A 24,290-nucleotide genomic window follows, 5' to 3' on the forward strand; every position below is an offset into this window, starting at 1 on the left:
TGACCCAACGTTAGAAGCTACGCAAAAAGGGCTGTGCCCACTCTTATTTTATGAACAAAATCCTTATTGCTCTTTTGAGTCTTTTCGCCTTCGTTTCTTGTGGCGACAATGAAGAAAAGCCCGTTCCTCACCCCGAAAAGGCGCAACCCCAACTTGCCCTCTCCTATCAAGGCAAAGTATATCCCAGCGGTAGCACCATCGTGATTGCGGCCACCGAGCGTGTTTTCGACTATGCACCTGGTGAAATGGAGGTGAAAGCTGGTGATGATCACCCAGATTTCACTTCTCCCTCTCCCGTTATTGTGCTCAATACAGCCGGAGATAAGAAAGCCGAAGCCACAAAACTTCCGCTCAACTACACCGCTACGGTGACAACCACCGATTTCGAGCGTTTCACTTGGTGTGGTGTGACTCCCGAATGTGCGCCAATGAGCAAGGCTACTGAGACTCGTCAAGGCACTTTGACCGTGGAGCGTCCCCAAACTTCCCTTTTGCTTGAGTGTGCCTTTGCACCAAAGCAATATACTACGGTGACTACCACTTTGCAACTCCAAGCGGCTGGTGAAAAAGCCCCTGCCACCTACACCCTTCGCTATACTTACGCCAAGAAATAAAGGAGGTTTCTTCTCGACACTTGGTCAGTAACCAATGAAAAAATCGCCCTACTACCGCAGATAGTAGGGCGATTTTTGGGTCTAGTGTGAAAGTTGTGGGAAATGGCTAGTAGAGATGACAGAATTACCAGCCAGAAGGGTACTGTTCCTCACCAAAATACCTAGATATAGTGATTGTGGAAAACTCCAGAAAGTCGTAATTTTGCACTGCATAACAAGAATGTTCTTTTGCGATATATCCATACGCAAAACATTTCCCCGCATTTTCCGTAAAAAACAATGGCAAGAACGGTTTGTACGCATTGATTGCGGATAAACCGCCACGCATCTATGACACCCTTTTCTCATAAGTTTTCCTTTTGGCTATGGATGGGCAGCGCGCTACCTTTGACGAGTGCTGCTCATGCTGCGTTTGTGCCTATGCCAAATCAGCCCAGTGACACCACGCGCACTGCATCAACTGCTGCACAAGACTCGACACTCACCAGTGAGCGTGAGCAGAAAGTGTCGGAAGTAGTGGTGAGTGCAGGGCAAATGCTCGGAAGTAAGTTTGAAGCTCGCAACCGCACAGGTTCGGCCTACTATATTTCTCCCCAAGAAATCCAACGAATGGGCTACACCGACATCAACCGCTTGCTCAAAAGTGTGCCCGGTGTCAATGTCTATGAAGAAGACGGCTATGGTTTGCGCCCCAACATCAGTTTGCGTGGTACGAAAGCAGAGCGTAGTGAGCGTATTTCTCTCATGGAAGACGGCATCCCCATTGCGCCTGCTCCCTATGCTTCGCCCGCGGCTTACTATTTCCCCAACGTGGCGCGCATGTATGCCATCGAAGTCTTGAAGGGAAGTAGCCAAGTGCAGTATGGTCCGTTCACCACTGGTGGCGCCATCAACTTAGTGTCTACCCCCATCCCTAAGAAATTTACGGCACGTCTCAATGCCTCTTTCGGTAGCTTTGCCACCGGTAAGGCTTATGCTCTCGTGGGCAATGGCGGAAAATATGGCGGTTGGCTCGTAGAATATCTTCACTATCGCAGCAATGGTTTTCGCCATGCCCAAGGTCATGAAGAAATGGGCTTCCGCCGCCACGACCTCAATACGAAATTTCTCGTGCAAACCGCCAATGAAGATGGCATCAACCACAGATTGACCCTCAAATTTGGTTATGCGCAGGAGCATTCCGACGAAACTTATCTCGGGCTCACCGAAGCCGACTTTGCGCGCACGCCCTATCTGCGCTATCCTGCTGCACAGCGCGACGATCTCACCACACGACATCAGCAGTGGGCAGCCACTTATGTGCTCGATGGGGGCTATCGTTGGAAGGTGACGACGCAACTCTATTACAATCGCTTCTTCAGAAATTGGTACAAACTCAACGATGTCCGCACGGGAGTGTGGTCGGGTCAGAAGCACAGCATCGGAGATGTTTTGGTCGATCCTGACCTTTTGAGCGAAGCCTTTGACTTGGTGCGAGGTGAGAAATCCTATGATGGCGAAGCTTTGATGCTCCGTGCCAACCATCGCTTGTATCATTCGCGCGGTGCTCAGGCCAAGGGCGAATGGAAAATGCCTTTGTGGGACGGTGTCCTTTCTGGAGAAATAGGCATCCGCTACCATGAAGATGACGAAGACCGCTTCCAACAAGATGACGGCTATCGCATGGTCAATCAGCGCATGTCGCTCTTTTTGCCTGGACTTCCTGGCAGTCAAGCCAATGCCATCACCTCTGCCCACGCTTGGTCGGGCTATTCCCTCTTGAAATGGGTGAAGGGCGTGCTTACTCTCACGGCAGGTGCGCGCTACGAAGCTGTATCTTTGTTGAAGAAAAACTATACGAAGGCGGATCCTCGTCGCAGCGGCAAGGTGCGCCAAGAAACTCCCAACAGCGCGCATGCGTGGTTGCCTGGTGTAGGTCTGAATATCAAGCTCCTTCCCACGCTCTCTTTCATCGGAGGTGCGCACCGCGGTTTTGCCCCTCCAGGAGCCGTGTGGCAACAAGAAGCCGAGCACAGCACCAACCTTGAGAGTGGTCTGCGCTGGACTACGCAGCTATGCAAGGTAGAAGCCATCGGATTCTACAACCGCTACGACCACATGCTCGGTAGCGACCTCTTGGCAGCTGGTGGACAAGGCACATTGGAACAGTTCAACGTGGGCAAAGCCACCGTGGGTGGTTTGGAATTTATGGCGCAAGCGCAACCTCGATGGGGAAAAGCACAATTCCCGCTCCAACTCTCCTACACCTTCACCCACACTCGCATGGACAATGAGTTTTCCAGCGGAGCTTGGGGCTATGTTCACGCAGGTGATGAGATTCCTTACATCTTCCGCCACGCTGCCAACGCCAATTTCGGCATCCAGCTCCCAAGCTGGGAACTTAACTTCGGCATACGCTACAACGGAGATATGCGTACTACGCCCGGACAAGGGAAGATTGCCCAGCGCGAACGCATCCCAGCCCACTACATCGTAGATGCTTCAGCGAAATATCGCGTGAGTCGCCAAGTCATGCTCAGTCTCAATGGCATCAACCTCCTCAATGCCCACTATCTCGCTTCGCGTCATCCATCAGGACTTCGCGTAGGACACCCCTTAGGTGTGTATTTTGGAGTCGATGTTAGGCTTTAGGTAGCGTCTCGCTTGGGAGGAAGCCCCTTCAAAACATGGAGGTAGCACCCTGCAAGACATGGTTCTGCACAGCTTAACTCCAATTTCTCCCTCTCCACTTCACACTTCCACTTTCTCACTCCATAACGACTAATGTCAAACGTCATTTCTTCTCGCTTACTTTTCAGTGCCATTGTTTCCGTCGCCGCCTTGTCAGCGCAAGCCCAAGCGGACCATACGCTCTCGGGCATAGTGCGCGATGCCGATGGAGTGGCATTGCAAGGTGCACACCTCCAAGTGGTAGGTACGAAATTCCGCGCGCTCACCGATGCCGACGGGCGCTTTCATCTCCGTCTGGGCAAGATGAGCGGAAAAGTCACGCTCCTCGTGTCGCATTTGGGCATGCAAACTCAGCGTATCACGCTCAATGGCGAACAAACACGCGACATTGTGCTCAAACCCGACAATCGAAGTTTGGATGAAGTTGTAGTGACGGGCTATCAGAAAGTGCGCAATCGCATCTACACTGGCGCAGCTTCTGCCGTGAAGATGCAAGACATCCGTCTAGAAGGCGTGGCAGATGTGAGCAAGATGCTCGAAGGTCGCGTGGCAGGTCTGAATCTTCAAACCATCAGTGGCACATTTGGCGCAGCCCCTCGCATCAACATCCGCGGTGGTGCGTCCATCTTGGGCAATGTTCAGCCTTTGTGGGTCATCGATGGCGCCGTCTACGAAGATTTGGTGCATCTCTCGCTCGATCAGTTGGCTTCGGGCGATGCCGTCACCCTTATTGGTTCAGCGATAGCCGGACTCAATCCAGCCGACATCCAAGACATTCAGGTGCTCAAAGACGCTTCTGCCACCTCTGTCTATGGTGCGCGCGCTTTGAATGGCGTTATCGTTGTGACCACTAAGCAAGGGCAGCGCGAAACACCGCTCAAAGTGAATTATAGCACGGAAAACAGTGTGCGCTTGCGTCCGAATTACGGACAATACGACTTGCTCAATTCGCAAGAAACCATGGCGCTCTACCAAGAGATGGAAGAGAAAGGCTATTTCGACGCCAATTCTTCTCGCTATGGTCGCAGAAGCGGCATCTTTGGTCAATGGTATGATGTCGTGGGCACCTACGATTTGGCGAGAGGGAGCTTCTTGCAACCCAATACCCCCGAAGCGCGTGTCGCCTTTCTCCAACGTGGCGAAATGGCGAATACCGATTGGTTCCGCCAACTCTTCACTTTGTCGCCCACCACACAGCACAGCATCTCACTTTCTGGTGGGGGCAAGAACACAGCAACTTATGTTTCTGTGGGATTCTACCACGATGGCGGATGGACACTCCCCGAAAAGGTGAATCGCCTCACCGCGCATCTCAAAAACACCTTCTACATTTCACCCAAACTCACCGCAACACTCACTGCACAAGGAAGTTTGCGTGGACAATCTGCGCCCGGCACTTTGCCCCAGCGCAAGAACCATGCACAAGGGGTGTTTGAACGAGACTTCGACATCAATCCTTTCTCTTACGCCCTCGGTACGAGCCGCACCCTTTCGCCCTACAATCCCGATGGAACGCTGTCGTTCTATCGCAACAACTGGGCACCCTTCAACATCCTCCACGAATATGCCAACAATAAGATGGACATAGATGTGGTGGACTTCAAATTGCAGGCGGAAGCGGACTACAAATTGCGCGAAGATTTGTCGGTGAAAGCCCTTGTTTCTGCACGACAAGCCCACACTTCCACTTCACATCGCGTGGCATCTCAAAGCAATCTCTTGGCAGCGATGCGCGCCAACGAAACGCCCGAGGTGGCGCGTGAGAATATCTATTTGGTGCGCGACAAAGACCATCCCGAATTGTTGCCTCAAGTGGGCGTTCCCCAAGGTGGATTGCTCAATCAAAACGAAGCAGCCCTCCACAGTTGGTTGGCGCGCATCGCCGTGGACTATGAAAAAACTTTTGGACAGCACGACGTGAAAGGCTTTGCCTTTGCCGAAGCTCGCCATGCTCTCCGTACATCCACGCCTTTCAGCGGCTACGGCATCCAATATGATCGCGGCAATCAAGTGTATCACACACCCTTGATGTTCCAAAAACTGGCAGATGAAGGCGAGAGTTACTTTAGTCTTCGCGAACAAATCGACCGCGGAGTCACCTTCTCCCTCAACGGAACGTATGGTTTTGCCGGAAAATATGTGGTGAATGGCGTGCTCAACTACGAGAGTGCTAATACTTCTGGGCAACGCAACGGCACTCTCTGGCTACCTACGTGGAACATTGGTGCGAAGTGGAATGTGGATCGTGAAGAATTCCTTCGCGCTTATCCCACCATTTCGAAACTTGCTCTGCGCTTGAGCTACGGACTCACGGCAAAGATGAACGAAGCCGCCGTGAATGCTTCGGCTGTTTATCGCAATGCGCTCACCCCACGTCAGCATTTAGCAGACAGAGAAAACCAACTCGGCATCCTCCACTTGGAGAATCGCGACCTCACTTGGGAAAAGATGGTGGAGTGGAACGCAGGTCTTGAGCTCGGTCTTTGGGATAATCGCATCAGTGCCACGCTCGATTTCTATGCGCGCAACAGTTATGACCTCATCGACCTCGTGGCTACGTCGGGCGTAGGCGGACAATACTACAAGTATGCCAACTTTGGCGATATGCGCACGCAGGGTGTGGAACTAGGATTGCACACCATCAATGTGAAGACCTCCGATTTCAAGTGGAGCACCAGTCTCACGTTTAGTGCCATGCACCAAGAAGTTACTCGTTTGCTCAATGCTCCCACCGCTTTCGACATGGTGGCTGGACGCGGACGCGGCAACATTGTGGGCTTCCCTCGCGGTTCGCTTTTCTCCTTCAACTATGATGGACTAGACATCAACGGATTGCCTACGTTCCATTTTGGACGTTATCCCACCAACTCGGGCGAATACTCCCACATTGCAGGAGCAGATTTCTCCGACACGCAATATAATAAGACTTATCTGCGCTATCATGGTCCCATCGAACCGCAAATCACTGGCGGACTTTCCAATACTCTCTCGTGGAAGCAGTGGGAACTCTCTGTGTTCTTCACCATGCAGGCTGGCAATAAGATTCGTTTGAATCCCACCTTCGACCCTTCGTTTGCCGATCTCAACGTTTTCTCCACGCGCTATCGTGATCGTTGGTTGAATCCTAGTGATGAACTGCGTACTGATGTGCCTGTTCTTCCCTCGCAAGCCTTGATTGAACAAGTGGGACGCGAAAACATAGAGCGTGCTTACAACACTTACAACTATTCGCAGGAGATGGTGGCAGATGGTTCCTTCGTTCGTCTGAAAAACGTGGCTTTGGCTTATCGTCTTTCAGAAAGCGTGGCTAAGAAACTCTCTCTCTCTTCAGCAGCCGTGCGCTTGAATGTCACCAATCCTTTGTTGATTTATGCCGACCCTCGTTTGCACGGTCAAGATCCTGAGTATTATCGCTCTGGTGGTGTGGCATTGCCCACGCCGCGCCAGGTGACCCTCTCGCTCTCTCTAGGTTTCTAAAGCCAGATTATTGCGTGAGAAGCTAGTCCCCCTAGGCTCGAATTTCAAGGGTTTCCGAAGGGGCTACACAAAATCTCCGAGATTTCTCAGAAAATCTCCAACGTTTTTCCAAAAAACTCCAACGTTTTTCCAAAAATGTCCGACATTTTTTCCAAACTCTCCCACGTTTTCCAACGAAGCTCTCTTTGGCTCTGTGCGCTGTGGCTCATTGCCGGTGTGAGTTGTGGAGACTTTTTGAGCGAACAGCCCGATAGCGACCTCAATGTGCGCATCGACAATGAAGAAAAGATTGCAGAATTGCTCACTGCTGCCTATCCACAGGCCAGTTATTTTGCATTCCTCGAAGCCCGTACGGACAATGTGGGGCTGCGCACCAATGGTGTGCACACGCGCCTCAATGAAGCCATGTATTTTTGGGAAGATGATCAGCAAGACGACCTTGACACTCCGCTCAACTACTGGAAATCGTGCTACAAAGGTATAGCGCAAGCCAATAAAGCACTGGAGTTGCTGGCGAACTATCCCAAAACTCCTCGCGTGAAAGCCTTGTATGGCGAAGCCTTCTTGTTGCGCGCCTATCTCCACTTCATGTTGGTCAACATTTGGGCAGAACCCTATCGTGAAAATTCCGATGCTCCTGGCATTCCTTATGTGGAGCGTCCAGAGAAGCACGCCATTGTAGATTATCAACGCGGCACAGTGGCGGAGGTCTACCAAAAGATTGAGAAGGATCTCCAGCGCGGCATCACACTGGTCGACGATCATTACTACAAACATCCCAAATTTCATTTCACCAAGCGCGCCGCCTACGCTTTTGCTTCGAGATTTTATCTCCACAAAGGGGACTGGGCGCAAGTCATCGCCTACGCTGACTATGTTTTAGGTGGTGATGCCAAGAGCCATCTTCGCAGTTGGCAACGATATGCAGAGACCCTAGAGTTCAATCATCCAGGACTTTATCGCAGTTATTCAGCCACAGAAGAGCCTGCCAATCTCTTGCTCACTACTACAGAGTCGAGATATGCCCGCCAACAACCCACCGACCGCTACGGAGCCACCTACACCACGATGAACGAAGTCTTTGCGCGTGCTGGCATCGAAGGCGGAGGCGACTATGCACGCATGGACATGGTGAGCACTTATCTCTTTTCTTCCTCACCCTCTCCCGTGAAGGATGGGGTGTATCAAGCCAAATTCGACGAACTCTCCAGTGTGGAAAGCACGGGCAGCAAACCGCGCGGCATCTATGTCACCAATGTGTTGCTCACCACTGACGAGGTGTTGCTCAATCGCATGGAAGCCTTGGCGATGATGCAGCGTTATTCTGCTGCGATTGACGACATGATGGACTATTGGCAAGGGAAGTTTGGTTTCATGCCCTCTGTGGAGCGCGCTGTGTTCACCAACACAAGCCGAAAACACTACAACGAGATTCGTCCAAGTTATGGACTTACGCTCAAACAACTGGCTATGGTACGCACAATTCTTGGCTTGCGTCGCCAAGAGTTTTTCCAAGAAGGCCTGCGATGGTTGGACATTCGCCGCTTCCATCTCGCGCTCAAACGCAGCGACAAGAGCAGTTATTATCACCCTCTTGAGAAGGAAGATCCTCGCAAGATGTTGCAAATCCCCATTCAAGCGCAAGAACGCGGACTCGCTCCCAATCCGCGCGAACGCAATGAAGTATTCCAATGATGACGATGCCTATGTTTTTTTCTAATAGTTCTGTTTTGCGCCATAAACTTTGCGCTCTTGCTCTCCTCGTGTTGGGCATTTCCGCCTTCAGCAGTTGTGGGGAAGATGCCCTTTCTTCCACAAGTGTGGTGGCTACGCGTCAAAGTGCTGTGCCAGCAACGGAACTCGATCGCTGGATTCGTGACAGCATCACCTTGCCCTACGGCATAGAGGTGGTGTATCGCCAAGAAAATCATGGCGGTGCAGCAACCGACTATCTTTATCCTCCACGCACGGAGCAGGTGAAACCTGTGTTGCGCGCCTTCCGCACCTTGTGTTTAGAGAGTTTCGCCTTTGCCGATCAAGACCGTTCCAACTTTCTTCTCGGTCGTGCGCCATTGCGCTTGGTGCTTTATGGAGGAGCCTATGCCGATGCTCATGGTATGGTGCGGTTGTCTTTGCCACAAGCTCCCACCACGATGATGCTCACGCATTGCAATGCCTTTTCTGCAGACGACCCTAACAAGGTTTATCTGTTGGCACGCATGGGATTTCACCAACTCTCTCGCCGTCTCCTGGCACAACTTCCTTATGACCGAGTGGCGTTCTCCGCCATCTCTGGCGATCGCTACACGGGAAGCACGGCTTCGTTGGTGGCTCCTTGGCAAGCTGGTCGCACCATCGATCAACAGTTTGGCATTGACAGTTGGGCGAACAAGCGCGGTTTTCTCACAATTCATGGTATGGTCTCAGCAGAAGAAGACATGGCAGAAATGATCAGTGCCACGGTTTGTGCCACTCCCTTGCAGGTACAACAGGCTTTGACAGAAGCAGCTACGCCCGACACGGATGCCGACCCTGAAGTGCAGGCACGTTACACGGAAGAAGCTAAAGTAGCAGCTCAGCAGTTGAGCCGCAAACAAGCCTTTGTGACGGACTATTTGCAGAAAGTGTGGCGCGTAGACTTCCGCCGTTGGCAAATCACCACCGCACGCAAGCTCCGCAGCTATCGTGGATAGTGGATTTTTCTCAGCAACTCCTATATTATATAATGCGTAAGTATCTCTTCCTACTGTTGCTTTGCCTCGGCACACTTGCCGCTTGCAATAGTGATGATTCTGTTTTTAAGATCTCTCCCACAGCGCGTGCGCAAGAATCCGTAGATGCTCTGAAACAACGGCTCGTCAGTGCGCCTTATGGGTGGAGAGTTCTCTATTTCTCACGCACCGATTCACTGCTCTACACCCAACCCGACCAAGATATTCCGCAGTCGCTCCTCCGAGGAAGCTACGGATATGGCGGACACTGTTTCACCATGCGTTTTACGGCAGACAATAAGGTGGAGATGCGTGCAGACTACTCCGAAAACACCGCCAAAACTCCCGAGGTGAGTGAATTTTCTATCAACAGAAATAGCTTTACCCAGTTGAGTTTTGTGACTTATTCCTATTTGCACCGACTAGTCAATGAGCGTTTTGAAGGAAGTTCCGACTGGCTCTTCATGGGCACCGACCCTGATGGTGCCTTGATGTTTCGCACGGCACAGCATTTGCGCCCAGCGCGCGAATACATTCGCATGGTTCCCCTCCAATCTCCTGAGGGCATGGCAGAGGTTATCCAAAAGTCGGTGGAGAACCGTCAGTGGTTTGAAGGGATGCTCAACCCTCAGTTGCGCATTCATCGCGGAGGGCGTACCTACTTCCAGAGTGATTACTTCGTGAAACGTCCAGTGGAAACCAACGCATCTCTGTTGCGCGAAATCAAAGATAAGCGATATTATCTCTTTGTCTTTGTCAAACAGCGCAATCCCATCCCCGATTATCCTCCAAAATCCATCACAGGTTTGGGCTCAGGCTACGTAGGTACGGAGCAAGGATTGACTTTCCGTGCTGGTTTGCGCTATGACAAGAAGATACAGTTCTATGATTTTGTGCGCAATGGCAACAAGTTTGAAGCAGAACTTGTGGAAGTGTATGACACTTTGTTGCGTAGCACACGCTATGTGAGCCGACATTTGCACCCTGAAGGTCGAATCACCGGATTGAAAGCCGAGATTTGGGATGCGAAATAACGAGCATTTGCTTAGCATTTACCTACGATTTGCATCAAAAAAGAGGAGCTTTCCTTCTCTAGATTCTATAAATCGAGCCACACTTGTTGTGGCGAGCGAAAAAGGGTCTGTGACCCTCTCTAAATTCTATAAATCGAGCCTCGCTTGTCGTGGCGAGCAAAAAAGGGTCTGCGACCCTCTAACGTCTAATGTCTAACATCCTATATCCCCTGTTGCTCCTTAGCGCGCTATTCCTCGGCAGTTGTCAGAAAGCAGAACTTGATGCGCCTCTGGAAGACTACGATCGACTCTTTCCTTTCAAAGGAGCAGAGCGACCACGGATTTCTTATGAAGACCAAAATCTTCGTTTGGGCGATCCCGATGCGCCCATCAGTGCTTTTGTCTATCCTGGCGTAAAGATTGAGGAAGATGTGCGTACTTATCGTGTAACCTTGACTTGTAGCTATAAAGAAACTACTTTCGGCGGCACGCTAGTGGGCAAAGATGAGGTGAACAGTCGCTATGTGGTGCGCTATGTTGGAGCAGACCAGCAGTTGCACACCATTGCCACCTCAGTACGTGACACTACGGCTGAGACACATCTGACCAATGGTCGTGAACACCGTGTGACTTTCTTGGCAAAGTCGGGCCATCCAATGTATTTGTTGGTCAATGGTGTCGGTCCTTTCGGATCTTCCATTAAAGCCAGTATCTCTGCCGTTTCTGAAGATGGCTTCACCATCGTGCGTCCTTTGGAGGTGCAGGAACACCAGAACGATGAGGGTATAGCAAAAATCAAGCATCCTTTCTGCGGCTACATCGTTTTGCCTTAAACCCCACTATCTACCCTCTAACGTCTAATCTCTAACGTCTAGTCTCTAATGTCTAACGTCTATTCTCTTCTTCCTTTTCTACTTCTTGGCGTCTTTTCGCTGCAAAGTTGTGATACGACTTCCGACGAAGTGGTAGAGACGTCCTATATCTATCCGCCTGTGCCCGATCCCACTTATAGTTTTAAGAGAAATGGGACAAGTAGCGTGGACATTCTCGAGTGCCAGTTGGTTAAACAACCACTCGACTACGTTTATTCGAGTTTTTTGGTGGAAGCCAACCTCATGTACCCTGCCAACATGACGCGTATGAAGGGCTATTTTAACGAGGGAGAATTTGGATGGTCGCCTAGAAACATCCTTTGTCGTTCGGCACTTCATGCAGCAGATAGCGTGCGAGTCTTGAGTGATGTGGAGCAAATCTTCACGACCACAGGAAAACTCAGTGGACTTGGCACAACAAGTCCAAGCACCACGCGCAATCAACGTGCAGAGAAGGGCAAAGGTGGCTTTGTTGGTTATCATATTGGTGATGTCAATCTGTGCTTTGCCGATGACCGTGGTGTCGTAGTGGCAGAAATGTTTCAAGAACTCGTGCGTGGTGCAGCTTTTCTCGACCAAATCCTCAATGTGCACTTGGATGAGGCGGTGCTACTCAATGAACAACTTCGCAATGATCACGAAAATGGCAAACTCCTCCCTGGTCGCAACTACACAGCGCTCGAGCATCATTGGGACTTAGCTTGGGGATACTATCAGTATTGGTTGCCCTTGGTGGAAAACTCCGAGATTTCAGCCCTAAAGAAGAGTCGCATCACGCTGTATCGTGCCTTTGCCCTAGGTCGTCAAGCCTTGACAGAATATCGATATACCGATGCACTGGAGCAAATGCGCATCGTGCGGTCTGAACTTTCCAAGGTGGCAGCTGCCAATGCTCTACATTTGCTCACGGGGTCACGCACTTTGAGCAATCTGCAAGAAGAACCTGCTCACGCTTTGCCATTCTTAGGACAAGCACTTGGCGCCATCTATGCTTTGCAGTTCACCCGTAATGCCGAGGGAAAGCCCTATTTCACTTATGATGAAGTGAAAGCCCTCATTGCCACTCTCACTGCCGAGGGAGGGATGTGGGAGCGCGAACGACTGCTTGGCACAACAGCACAAGAAGGTGTGCTCTTTCAAGTGGCAAAACAGATTAAGGAACGATATGGCTTGAAGTAAGTGCCTGTCCACTCTCCGGCAATACGGTAGGGGGCAGGCTAGTGTCCTGCAATTTTCGCTCACATATCTCCTCTCTTGCCCATATATACATTTATAAAATCTCACGTCTTTTCTGATATGACGCAACGATTATATTCTCTTTTAGTACTGATCCTTTGCGGATTTTCCCTACAAACCTTTGCACAGTTGGGACAAAACATTCTGCCCAATGGTGGTTTTGAAGCTTACGGAACCACCCCCATCAATGTGGCTTCCACTCGTGCTACAACCACAGCGGGTGAAGTGACAAAAGACAACGAAGATGCCGATGATGACTCGGAAGAGGAGAATCCTCCTGCAGATTTTGACCCTTATCTCAAACCACAATTCTGGTACATCAATGCTTCACTTTTCCCCAAACGCACGAAAGATGCGCATAGCGGTGAGTATGCTATGACGTTTTATCCGAATGGTGGATCTTTTTATACGCGAGATGCAGATTTCAATCCCTACCATCTTCGTGTAAAAGGAGGAGCCACCTATCGTTTGACCTACTGGTATAAGGGACAAAAGATGAAAAACAATGTGGTTACCACTATAGATTGGTTGCGTGGTGGCGCAAAACTGAAGAAAGATGAGCGTAAGGCGGCTGCCGATCTTGCTACGAATATCTCTGAAACTTGGCAAAAGAGAGAACTCGTGTTTGAGGCACCTCGCCAAGCAGACCATGCCGGTGTGGGATTTTACCTAGAGTATGACGGTGAAGCCCAAACAGCCGGTGGGTTTATCCAAATGGACGACATCAGTCTTGTGATGATTGCCGAGCCTACTGCGAATAACAACCTGTTGCCTCCCACCGATCTCAAAGCAAAAGCCCAGCAGCGCGAAATCCTTTTGTCGTGGTTGCCTGTGGAACAACCAAAAGCGCAATATGAAGTGCGTGTGAATGGTGAAGTAAAGACTACCACCAGTGAACACCAATACTTATTGACGCATTTGCTGCCCAACACCAACTATGTCATCACCATTGCTACTCGAGTGGGAGGGGAACTTTCTGAGAAAACAGTGCAACTCGCGGTGAAAACCCAGCAATTCGACCGCGGAGTCAATGATGACACTCGCATCCCCCAGCTCTACACCATCCGCGAGAATGGCACTTGCCCTCGTCGTCTGCCCCTCTATTGGCGCGATTTGGCAGAAAATGCAGCAAAAATCACTTACGAGATTGACGACCAAGCTGTGCAACCCGATGGAGATTTCCTTGTTTTCCCCTCTGCAGGCGAACATGTGCTGCGTGTTGTGGTGGTAGAATCACCCGAACGTGAGTGGACACTGGAATATGTGGTGCAAGTGGACTAATAATCCTCGATTTATTCTTTCATCCAATCAGAATTCTCATTTAGAAAATGCGATATTTTTCTCTTCCCTCTCGGCACTTGCTGTCGAAACTCTCCCTGCTTTGGGGCGCCATCTTCTGCTGCTTCTTGTTGTTTGTGGCTTGTGATGACACGAGTGTCCCCGTTTCGCCTATCCGCGTAGGAGCCACCGATGCCGACTCTTTGAGCGTTTCTCCACAAGCTACAAGAATCGTGTTGCTCAGTGGTGGTACGGGCAAATATGCAGCCTATGTGGCAGACGGTACTTTGGCAAAAGTCGCCATCAATGAAGACACGCTCCGTATCACAGGTCAACTCACAGGAAAGACAGTCGCCACCATTCATTCGGGCGATGAGATTCGTCGCATCACGCTCCACGTGGAGGATCGCGAAGTGAGCGTGAGCCATCAAGAAGTAAGGCTGTTTCCACGCGATGAAAGTCGGTTTATCAGCGTGAATGGCGGTGGAGAATTTGCCGACCTCGAAGTGTTAGACCCCGAAGGTGCGATTTCAACCAAGTGGAATGCAAAGACGAACATCTTGGAGATTGACGCTCGCTACGAAGGGGAGGCGCAAGTGAAAATAGTTCCCCCAACGGGCAAACCCACTTTGCTGAAAGTCGTGGTGCGCTGTGAGGGAGAAGCCAACCGCCCTGGTATCTACGGCACGACTTCTCGCAGCATCTTCCGCCAAATGAACACCCTCTCAGTGGTGCATCGCAAAGGAGTGGGTGTGTGGCTCAACAATAATGCACAAGTTTATGCGGCTCTGCGCTCGCTTCAGGTGACCCCTGCTATCGTCAATCCCAAAGTGGGAGAGCATCTCACGCTTAATTATACCATGCGCTATCCCGATGAGTTTCGCAATAGCGGACTCACCGAGGGACAGCATACGCTCATCGTGGAAGAAGTGCGCCAACGCTATGTGGTGCTCCGTGGAAAAGGGCACAAACTCGTCCTTCCTTTTGAAACTCGTTAGAGTTTTCATCGCTGGTGTTCCCTCATAGATGCTAATGAGCGTAACAACCACTTGAAAAAATCCTATATATCAACTTTTATTTATCACTAAACTATCAACTACATGCAAATTTCTACTCTTTTTCGTGGCTGTGCTTTGGCAGCCGTAGCTTTGGTGTCTGCTGCCACCTTCGCTCAGAAGTCAGTGACCACCACTAAGGTCGGTGAACTCTCTTCACTGATTCCTAGTGCTGATCGCTATAAGACTAAGAACCTCACCGTGGCAGGTCCTCTTAATGGCGAAGACCTCAAGCTTGTGCGTGAGATGTGTGGCCGCGACTACGAGGGTTATGAATCAGAAGGCGTGACTGCTACCCTCGATCTCTCAAAGGCACTCATCAAACAAGAAGCAGGTAAGAACTATTTCAATGAAAAAATTGGTTTCTACTCACGTTACTATGCTCCCAGTGCTGACAACGAAATCGGTGTGAAGCTCTTCTATCGCTGCGAGCCCCTCAAGAAAGTGATTCTTCCTGAGAATACCACTGTTATTTCTGGTAATGCTTTCCAAAGTTCTGGTCTTACAGAAGTGGTGATTCCCAACACGGTGAAGATCATCCGCCAATATGCGTTTGCAAATACAAACCTTAAAGAGGTGACTCTCCCTGCATCTTTGTCCGATCTCGAAAATAAGGTGTTTGACAACTGCGCGAATCTCACCACAGTGGTCTTCACAGGAACAACTCCTCCTAACAATGTCCCTGCTGAGTTGTTTAATAAGTGTCCCAAGCTCTCTAAGATTATCGTCCCTGCTGAGGCTTTAGAGGCTTATAAAGCTGCCTTTGAAGGTAAAATTAAGCCTGAAACAGCCATCGTGACTAGTGTGAAGACTGTGACGCTTTCAAACGATGTGAAGGAAGTGGCACGCTTTGACCTCCAAGGTCGCCGCCTTTCAGCTCCTACTAAGGGCGTGAATGTGGTGCGCTACTCCAACGGTACTACCGTGAAAGTACTCGTTCCCTAAGCATTTCTCTGCTGTTCGCTCATAGCGAGTGGCAGTAAACAAACAAAAAAACGCCATCTGGATTCAGAAGAGTCCAGATGGCGTTTACTTTTATGGGGAGGAATGTGACATGATGCTTGTCACATCTTGGGAGTTTGTGGAAATCGGCTTAGCCAATCACGCCACGCACGCGGTCGTCAAATGCGGAGAGGGCTGCTTTAGCACCTTCGCCGATGGCAACAACAATCTGCTTGTAAGGCACGTCTGTGCAGTCACCAGCACCATATACGCCAGGCACTGAAGTGCGGCAGGTGCGATCCACTTGGATTTCACGACGAGGAGAGAGTTCGAGTTCTTCTGCAAAGGCTTGTGTGTTGGGAGCAAGACCAATTTGCACGAAGATACCATCGAGTTCGATTTCACGTTCTTCCTCAGTAGTGCGATCTTTCACGCGGATACCTGTTACTTTCTGACCATCGCCGAGCACAGCAGTGGTTTGAGACATCGTGAAAATCTCCACGTTCTCTGTGGCGCGCGCTTTGTCTTGGAGCACATTGTCAGCAAGGAGTTTGTCAGCAAATTCCAACACAGTGACGTGGCTGCAAATGCCTGCCAAGTCGAGGGCAGCTTCGATGCCAGAGTTACCACCACCGATTACAGCAACGCGCTTGCCTTTGTAGAAAGGACCATCGCAGTGAGGGCAGAAGTGCACACCGCGACCGAGATAGTCGGCTTCGCCTTCCACACCCAGTTTGCGCCAACCAGCACCCGTGGCGATGATGACAGCAGGAGCAATGAACACTTCACCACCTTTTACGCTGATTTCTTTCGTGCTGTTTTGCAAGGATGCGCTTTCGATCTTGCGATTCTCAAAGACATCAATGGGGTATGCACCAATGTGCTTGCCGAGATTCGCAGCAAGTTCAGCACCCGTGGTCTGAGGCACAGAGATAAGATTCTCGATGCCTACAGTGTCTTTGACTTGTCCACCGATGCGTTCTGCTACGATGGCAACATTCAATCCCTTGCGCGCGGAATAAATGGCGGCAGCACTACCGGCAGGACCACCACCGACAACGAGCACATCGTAGTTGCGACGGATGGCTTCGAGATTAGCAGTCTCTGTGCCAAATTTTTCTTCGAGTTCGTCCAAGAGACCTGCCATTTCGCCACGACCGCCATGCACCAATTTGCCTTCGTGCATCACAGCTGGTACGCCTTGCAAGTGGAGGGCGTCAGCTTCAGCCTGGAAGAGTGCACCGTCCACAATTTCGTGGGTGAAGTTGTCGTGGAGCAAAGCCATGACATTGAGGGCTTGCACTACGTCTGGGCAGTTGGTGCAAGAGAGAGAAACGTAGGTGGTGAGATGAATAGGACCTTTGAGGGCTTTGATGCGACGGGCAATGGCTTCGTCGGGGAGCGTCTTTCCTTTGCCGTCAGCGTTGTACACCGCGAGGAGGAGAGAGGTGAATTCGTGTCCACCAGGGATGCAACGGAAAACGATGCCAGTGTCCTTTCCATCTTTGGCAAGCACCATGCGGAGGGCGCCGGGAGTTTCTACAACTTCGAGGGTGAGATGATCGGAGGTAGAAGCGAAATCGGTGAGAAATTGCTTAAACTCGTCATAGCTCTCGTGAGAAGAATCAGCTTCGAGACGAAGGGTATATTGAGATTCCAATGCGGCAAACACTTGTTTGACCTGCTGGAGAAGGCTTTGTTCGATCATAATATCTGGTGTGTAAGGTAGATGTGTAGGTGAAAATAGAAAAAGGGTGTGGCATCCAAAAAGTTCAAGCCCTGAACAATGCCACACCCATCAATGAAAACCTATTAACGTATGTATCTCTATATATTAGATTTTGCCTACAAGGTCGATGCTGGGTTTGAGAGTCTCAGCATCTTTCTTCCACTTCGCAGGGCAAACTTCGCCATCGTGGCTAGCCACGTAGAGCGCTGCTTCTACCTTGCGAACGAGTTCTTCTGCATTACGACCAATGCTGTTGTCTTGGATTTCAGCAACCTTGATCAAACCTTCGGGATTTACCAAGAAGGTACCACGGTATGCCAAACCATCTTCTTCGTTGAGAACACCAAAACCGCGAGAAATCACGCCAGTGTGGTCAGCGAGCATGGGATACTTTATCTTCTTGATGCTGTCAGAAGCGTCGTGCCAAGCCTTGTGGGTGAAGTGAGTGTCAGTGCTTACTGAGTACACTTCAACGCCCAACTCTTGGAGCTTGCTGTATTGTTCAGCGAGGTCAACGAGCTCTGTGGGGCAAACGAAGGTAAAGTCTGCGGGATAGAAGAAGAAAATGTTCCACTTGCCAGCGAGGTCTGCGCTGCTAATGGTCTTAAACTCGCCATTGTGGAAGGCTTCTATCTTGAATTCGGGTGCTTGTGCGTTGATAATGGGTTGCATATTGTATTTGTTTTTGTTCGTTTTAATCGAGATTTCTTAGAGGCAGTCTCAGTGGTCGAGTGTTGATCTCGGACAACTGAGCTCATGCCTTAGAAATAGTTAGTTATGTCTGTGTTGGCTAATGGCCGATGTCGCTAAGTCGCTCCAAGAGGTCGGAGTGTTGCTTTTTGACAATGCAAAAGTACGGACTATAATTTAGCCAACAAACAGATGGGATTTATCGAGGTATAGAGAAAAACTATAGATGTATCGTAAGCATCTGTAGAAGAGTGATTTATCTGCGTTATAAGAACTATGCAGATTAGCCAACTTCTGAACCTGGGAGTACGTTTTTCTCTGGACAAATCACTGCAAGAGTGCCATCGGCATTGAGTGCTGAGAGAATCATACCCTCACTGGTGAGTCCATTTTTGAAGGTGCGAGGTGCGAGGTTGGCAATGAAGCAAACTTGTTTGCCCACCAATTCCTCGGGTTCGTAGTGTTGCGCGATACCAGAAACGATGACGCGATTTTCGAGTCCGTCTGCGATGTCGAAGCGGAGGAGCTTCTTCATCTTGGGCACGCGCTCGCACGAGGTGACAGTGCCGACACGGATGTCCAACTTTTCAAAGTCTTCAAAAGCAATCGTGGGTTTGATATCGTTGGCGCGATAATTATCTTGCTCATTTTGTTTTTTGATGGCAGCCAGTTTGTCGAGTTGCGCTTGGATGGTTTCGTCCTCGATTTTTTCAAAGAGCAATTCAGGCTTGGGGAGCACAGTGCCCGCAGCGAGCAAGTCGGTTTGTCCGAGTTGTTCCCAAGTGAGTTCGGGATTAGCGAGCATCTCGCGGAGTTTTGCAGAACTATTGGGGAGGAAAGGTTCGAAAGCAATGGCGAGGTTTGCCACAAGTTGCAACGACACGTAGAGAATCGTCTTCACGCGTTCGGGGTCAGTTTTGATGACCTTCCAAGGTTCGGCATCAGCAAGATATTTGTTGCCAATGCGCGCCAAGTTCATCGCCTCCTTTTGTGCATCGCGGAAGCGGAAAGTGTCGAGCAGACGCTCCACTTCAGCCTTCACACCGCGGAATTCTTCGATGGTAGCAAGGTCGCTCTCTGTGAGTTCACCGCAGCTAGGCACGACACCTTCGTAGTACTTCTGCGTGAGTTGGAGTGCACGGTTTACGAAGTTGCCATAGACCGCCACGAGTTCGTTGTTGTTGCGCGCTTGGAAATCTGCCCACGTGAAATTGTTGTCCTTGGTTTCAGGAGCATTTGCTGTGAGCACATAGCGCAACACGTCTTGTTTGCCAGGGAAATCTTGGAGATATTCGTGCAACCACACCGCCCAGTTGCGAGAGGTAGAAATCTTGTCGTCCTCCAAATTGAGAAATTCGTTGGAAGGCACGTTGTCGGGAAGGATGAATGAGCCTTCCGCCTTGAGCATAGCTGGAAAGACGATGCAGTGGAACACGATGTTGTCCTTGCCGATGAAGTGAAGGAGGCGAGTGTCTTCCGATTTCCACCATTTTTCCCAAGTGTCGGGGAGGAGTTCTTTGGTGTTGGAGATGTAGCCGATGGGGGCATCAAACCACACATAGAGCACTTTTCCTTCTGCACCTTCCACGGGAACGGGAATACCCCAATCGAGGTCGCGACTTACGGCACGAGGCTGCAAACCCATGTCGAGCCAACTTTTGCATTGTCCGCTCACGTTGGGACGCCATTCGGGATGACTCGCAATCCAAGGTCCGAGCCACTCTTGGTGTTTGTCGAGAGGGAGATACCAGTGTTTGGTCTTGCGCAAAACGGGTTTAGAACCAGAAACCTTTGATTCAGGGTTGATCAGCTCCGTGGGAGAGAGGTCTTTACCACACTTTTCGCACTGGTCGCCATAGGCATGAGGATTGTGGCAGTGAGGGCATTCGCCCGTGATGTAGCGGTCGGCGAGGAAGGTTTTCGCTTCTTCGTCGTAGTATTGCTCCGATTCGCGTTCCAAAAACTCACCCTTATCATAGAGCTTGCGGAAAAAGTCGGAAGCCACTTTCTTGTGGGTGTCGCTCGTGGTGCGTGAGTAGATGTCGAATGAGATGCCGAAGTCTTCAAAGGACTGTTTGATGAGTTGGTGATAGCGATCGACTACCTCCTGCACGGTGCAGCCTTCTTTGCGTGCACGGATGGTCACGGGCACACCATGTTCGTCAGAGCCACAGACGAAGAGGACTTCTTGCTTGCGCAAACGGAGATAGCGCACATAGATGTCGGAAGGAACGTAAACACCAGCCAAGTGACCGATGTGTACACCGCCGTTGGCATAGGGTAGGGCGGCAGTGACGAGAGTTCTATTGAAAGTCTTATTATTCATTGTCAAGGATATTTGCTACAAAGTTACGCATTTCTCAGGCAATAGGAATAGGATTGTCCCTAGAAATTAAGTAGGAACATTTATCTCTCAGCAGAGAGGGCGTGGGAAAGTCCGTTTTGGTCTCCTGAAAAGTGTGCTTTCTCGGAAATCCTATGAGTGGATAGGTGCGAAATGTAGTTAGTTGCAGGCGGAAAATATGTCCAACCTCCAATGGAAAAAAACAAGTCCCAAAGTCTTGTTGAGGATGGGACACTGAAGTAAAAAGGATTCTCCAACTATGATGTCGGAGAATCCTAAGATGAAGTCTGTGTGGCGCTTACTTGCGCACCAAACGAGGCTTGATAAACTCGGTGACGATGCCGCTAAATGAACCGCGGTCGGGCGTCTTCGTGTTGAAGCGTGCGAAAAGATAAGAAGCCCAGTTGCGGGTGTCGTCCAACTTTTCGTGCTGCTTGAACTCCAATTTTCCGTCTGCACCAATGCGCAGGTCGAGCAAGTCTCGTGTACCCATGATGTAGGTTTGCGACTTATCGTTGTAGCTGTCTACAGCAAGCATGCTCTGAACGTAGAGCGTAGCTCCCGTTTTGGGGTCTTTCTCTTCGCGCACAATCTTACCGTTGGACATCGTGAAGCCCTTGCCAGGAGTAAACTCAATCTCCCATTTGTAGATGTTGTTGATGATAAAATTAGCTCTCGTGGCAGAGATGGGCACGATTTCCACTTGGTGAGTAGTGTCGACCATGAGGCTGTCTTTCAAATGGAGTGAGTGTTGGGTGTACTTGCCCGCCACGTCAGAGAGAGAGGCTTGCACAAACACGATAGAATCTCTCAATCCCAGTGCTTCCGCCTTGATGTAGGCAGTGCGAGGACGATGCGTCTTATTGGCCGTAGCTTGCACCTTAAGTTGATTGCCCTCGTGCACCACTGTGAGCCAGTCGGCAGTAGAAGTGTAGGTTACATCTACATTAGAGGTCACGGCAATGTTGGTTTTGTAGGATTCATCACCACCATAGTAGGCAGCTTCTTGAGGAAGTCCGAAGTTCACGCCCTCTTGCATGATGTTGATGTTGGTAGAATCCCCTTGTTGATTTTTGAGCACCAACAGCGTGTTGCGAGAGAGCGGTGTGCTGTTGAAGGAAGTGCTGAGCTTGATGACCTTGTCTTCCGTGGTCACCTTGAGCCAGTCGTTAAGGGCATAAGCCTTAGCAGGCGATTTAGCCACAACGACTTGTTTTTCTCCTCCGAGCACAGGGAAGAAGGTCTCAGCTTTGAGCACCTCCACCGCAGGAGCAGGAGTGTCTAGATTCTCGTCTGAGGAGCATCCCACTGCGAGTCCGAGCAGGGCAAAGCACGAGAGGAAGAGCTTTATATGTTTCATGTCGAAGTTATGTATGGAGAGTAGTGGAGACTACTCATGTGGATGAAAGCGATGAGTGAGCGTCGCCAGCAGATTAGCGTTTGACGGGCGAAGCATCGCGGATATTAGCGATGAGGATGGGCACCACAGGATTACCCTTTTCGTCCAACATTGGTTCTTGTTGGTAGTTGATACCAATACCCATGAAGGCGTCAAGAGTGCCTTGTGTGGTTTGGTCATATTCCACATCAGCTTTGTTTTGTTCTGGATTCCACTTGAGTGTTACTCCGATTTCGGGTTCTTGCACCAGCGTTCCGGTCTTGACAATACCAGGGGTGAGGAGGATACCACCAGGATAAGTGCCGGATTTATCGGCGAGAATCTGTCCTCCGGGGAACTTAATCGTACCTACTGCGGGATCGTAAATCAAGTTGAGCGGACCATAAGTCTGACCATTGAAGGAGAGGTTGGCTTCGAACAAGTCGGGCTGGCGCTCGCTATACTTGAGGATGTGGAGCACTACAGGGTAACGACGAGTATTGACCGCTTTGCTCAAGCTGAAGGCGTTACAGTTGAGGCGCCAGTCGCCAATCCATTCATCGCGCTTGCGATAGCTCTTGGGGATGATCAAACCTAGGCTAAGTTCGCCATTGACGAAAGACTGTGTATCCTTTTGCCAAGTGAACGAAGAGTAGGTCTTGCCATTCAAGGTGATGGGGCGCAGGAGATCAATGCTGTTGGGAGCAAAAGTGAAAGGTGCGTCATAGGTGTAGTTGTCGACGGTGAACGACAGACGGTGAAGCAACGGATTGAGCGTAGCTTGTGTCAAAGTGTCTTTGCCCAGTTGGAGGGCGAAGAATTGAGTGGTGAGCTGCTCCTTGAGGTTGTAGATACTGGTGAGATAAGAAGTCCAATTCGTTTTCTCGGGCATACGGATGAGCTCCATGTCGTTCTTCCACTTCTTACCGCGCAAACGAATGGTGTCGTTGGAGGTAGAAAGCACCAAGAACTCGTAGTCACCCTCGATGCCGCGCGCACCGCTACCTTCCCAAACGCGAGCGAAGATGTGCATCGCTTCGTTGTAGCTGTCGAAAGACAGGACAACGCCCTGGTCTTTGGCGATAGAGTAAGGGGCAGTGGTGGTCTTATCTTGGTCGTAGTCGCTGACTACGGTGGCTTTGCCATTGTCAAACTTCATGAGCACGCTGTAGGCAGGACCACTGTAGCTTTGACCTGCATAGTAGCGCAGCAACCAACCATTGGGAGAAGATTCGAGAATTTGCTGAGTCTGCTGAGCGGCTGCCTCAAGGCGTTCGAGTGCGGGCTGCTCAAAGACCGTGGTGTTTTCGTGTAAGCACGATTGCCACGTGAGCGTAGCACAAAGCAAAAGCAGAGAAGAGAGATATTTTCGCATGTGGCAAATTAGTTGAGGTGGTTCAAATCGAGAGTTGGCACTTGGTGCGTGCGGCGCAACACGGCATCACGAAGTTGATCGAGATCGATGTTCCAAGAGTTTTTGAGATAACTGCGGAGGATTTCGAGTTTATTTTCGATGGTGGTGCGTCCTGCCTTGCCTGCCTTATTGAGCTTTTCTTCCCACTTCTGAGGAGTGGTGGTGATGTAATAAGACTGCAATTCAGCGATGTCTTCGCCTCCATTCTCCATGGAGTAAGGGCTGATGAAGCCAGCGCGCAACGCATCTATTTCATTTTTGCGAATCCATTCCGAGCCCAAATAGTCCGCCTTGCTGATTTGATCGTATGCCACAGGATAAGGCTTCTTTTGGTTGAGAATGTGGGTAAACTCGTGGTGAATGGTGTGGAAGTAGTATTCGGTGAGTTGGTCTTGATCTGCCAAGATGGTTTGATCCAAGTCATTCACACGATAGACGCGCACGGTGTAACCACCTTCCGCACTTGCTGCAGTTTGCAGACCTTGTGCGTTGATACCTGGTGAACCGATGGCGATGATGGAGCGGGGAGCGTTGGCTTTGACAAAGTCTGCTCCTGCCACTTCTGCATAAGCATCGAGCCAGAGATATTTGAAGATGATGGCGAGCTTCGTAGCTTTGGCGCTATCGGCAGGAGTCACGTTGTAGTTGGTCTCCGTGTCGATATCGCGCAATCGATAAGTATATTCGATGTTATAGGGATTGGCGTAGTTTTGCACCAACCACTTGTCGAAAGCATTGCGCTCTACTGCGGTGTTGGGGAAGATGGACTTCCCTTTGGGAGTGTCATCGGAACAAGCTGCCACGGTGTAACTGCCACCAATGAGTACTGCCACCAATAGACTACTGTAAATATAGGAGAGTTTCATG

The 24,290-nt window shown here is 50.3% G+C and carries 17 protein-coding genes; 11 read left to right on the top strand and 6 right to left on the bottom strand.

Features of this window, described 5'->3' with window-relative positions:
• The first annotated feature begins 50 nt into the window (after positions 1-50).
• The 11 genes from BQ2633_RS07435 to BQ2633_RS07485 all read left to right on the top strand — a co-directional run bounded on the left by BQ2633_RS07435 (position 51) and on the right by BQ2633_RS07485 (position 15,871).
• The gene (locus BQ2633_RS07435; RefSeq protein WP_075566149.1) at positions 51-614 is read left to right on the top strand and encodes a hypothetical protein; all 564 of its coding nucleotides are present in this window, start codon (positions 51-53) and stop codon (positions 612-614) included.
• Between the two features lie 330 nt (positions 615-944).
• The gene (locus BQ2633_RS07440; protein ID WP_075566150.1) at positions 945-3,245 is read left to right on the top strand and encodes a TonB-dependent receptor family protein; all 2,301 of its coding nucleotides are present in this window, start codon (positions 945-947) and stop codon (positions 3,243-3,245) included.
• Positions 3,246-3,377: 132 nt separating this feature from the next.
• Positions 3,378-6,761: a SusC/RagA family TonB-linked outer membrane protein gene (locus BQ2633_RS07445; RefSeq protein WP_075566151.1), complete on the top strand. Its 3,384-nt coding sequence runs from the start codon at positions 3,378-3,380 to the stop codon at positions 6,759-6,761.
• A 135-nt stretch (positions 6,762-6,896) separates the two neighbouring features.
• Positions 6,897-8,456 (top strand): RagB/SusD family nutrient uptake outer membrane protein, encoded by a 1,560-nt coding sequence (locus tag BQ2633_RS07450; protein WP_075566152.1) that lies wholly within the window; start codon positions 6,897-6,899, stop codon positions 8,454-8,456.
• Between the two features lie 11 nt (positions 8,457-8,467).
• Positions 8,468-9,454 (top strand): putative zinc-binding metallopeptidase, encoded by a 987-nt coding sequence (locus tag BQ2633_RS07455; RefSeq protein ID WP_075567287.1) that lies wholly within the window; start codon positions 8,468-8,470, stop codon positions 9,452-9,454.
• A gap of 32 nt (positions 9,455-9,486) precedes the next feature.
• Entirely contained in the window at positions 9,487-10,506 is a 1,020-nt protein-coding gene (locus tag BQ2633_RS07460) for a DUF4302 domain-containing protein (protein ID WP_075566153.1), read from the top strand.
• Positions 10,507-10,694: 188 nt separating this feature from the next.
• The gene (locus BQ2633_RS07465) at positions 10,695-11,318 is read left to right on the top strand and encodes a hypothetical protein (protein WP_075566155.1); all 624 of its coding nucleotides are present in this window, start codon (positions 10,695-10,697) and stop codon (positions 11,316-11,318) included.
• A gap of 48 nt (positions 11,319-11,366) precedes the next feature.
• Complete coding sequence (locus tag BQ2633_RS07470; RefSeq protein ID WP_075566157.1) at positions 11,367-12,536, top strand: DUF4856 domain-containing protein; 1,170 nt, start codon at positions 11,367-11,369, stop codon at positions 12,534-12,536.
• Positions 12,537-12,653: 117 nt separating this feature from the next.
• Positions 12,654-13,874, top strand: coding sequence for a fibronectin type III domain-containing protein (locus tag BQ2633_RS07475; protein ID WP_075566159.1), 1,221 nt, complete (start codon positions 12,654-12,656; stop codon positions 13,872-13,874).
• Positions 13,875-13,921: 47 nt separating this feature from the next.
• Positions 13,922-14,869, top strand: a complete 948-nt coding sequence (locus tag BQ2633_RS07480) for a hypothetical protein (RefSeq protein WP_346048392.1) — start codon at positions 13,922-13,924, stop codon at positions 14,867-14,869.
• A gap of 102 nt (positions 14,870-14,971) precedes the next feature.
• Positions 14,972-15,871, top strand: coding sequence for a leucine-rich repeat domain-containing protein (locus BQ2633_RS07485; RefSeq protein ID WP_075566160.1), 900 nt, complete (start codon positions 14,972-14,974; stop codon positions 15,869-15,871).
• 148 nt (positions 15,872-16,019) lie between these two features.
• Here BQ2633_RS07485 and ahpF read toward each other — a convergent pair whose 3' ends face one another.
• The 6 genes from ahpF to BQ2633_RS07515 form a co-directional block, all read right to left on the bottom strand.
• Complete coding sequence (gene ahpF / locus BQ2633_RS07490; protein WP_075566161.1) at positions 16,020-17,576, bottom strand: alkyl hydroperoxide reductase subunit F; 1,557 nt, start codon at positions 17,574-17,576, stop codon at positions 16,020-16,022.
• A 126-nt stretch (positions 17,577-17,702) separates the two neighbouring features.
• Positions 17,703-18,269, bottom strand: a complete 567-nt coding sequence (gene ahpC, locus BQ2633_RS07495) for an alkyl hydroperoxide reductase subunit C (RefSeq protein ID WP_075566162.1) — start codon at positions 18,267-18,269, stop codon at positions 17,703-17,705.
• 301 nt (positions 18,270-18,570) lie between these two features.
• The gene (gene metG, locus BQ2633_RS07500) at positions 18,571-20,613 is read right to left on the bottom strand and encodes a methionine--tRNA ligase (RefSeq protein ID WP_075566163.1); all 2,043 of its coding nucleotides are present in this window, start codon (positions 20,611-20,613) and stop codon (positions 18,571-18,573) included.
• Between the two features lie 316 nt (positions 20,614-20,929).
• Complete coding sequence (locus tag BQ2633_RS07505) at positions 20,930-21,991, bottom strand: BACON domain-containing protein (RefSeq protein WP_075566164.1); 1,062 nt, start codon at positions 21,989-21,991, stop codon at positions 20,930-20,932.
• Between the two features lie 73 nt (positions 21,992-22,064).
• The gene (locus BQ2633_RS07510; RefSeq protein ID WP_075566166.1) at positions 22,065-23,384 is read right to left on the bottom strand and encodes a DUF4302 domain-containing protein; all 1,320 of its coding nucleotides are present in this window, start codon (positions 23,382-23,384) and stop codon (positions 22,065-22,067) included.
• Positions 23,385-23,392: 8 nt separating this feature from the next.
• Positions 23,393-24,289 carry a zinc-binding metallopeptidase gene (locus BQ2633_RS07515; RefSeq protein WP_075566167.1) on the bottom strand — a complete coding sequence of 299 codons (897 nt, stop codon included), beginning with the start codon at positions 24,287-24,289 and terminating at the stop codon, positions 23,393-23,395.
• Between the last annotated feature and the right edge of the window lies 1 nt (position 24,290).

This window comes from Ihuprevotella massiliensis (genome assembly GCA_900095835.1).
GTDB classification, from domain to species: Bacteria; Bacteroidota; Bacteroidia; order Bacteroidales; family Bacteroidaceae; genus Alloprevotella; species Alloprevotella massiliensis.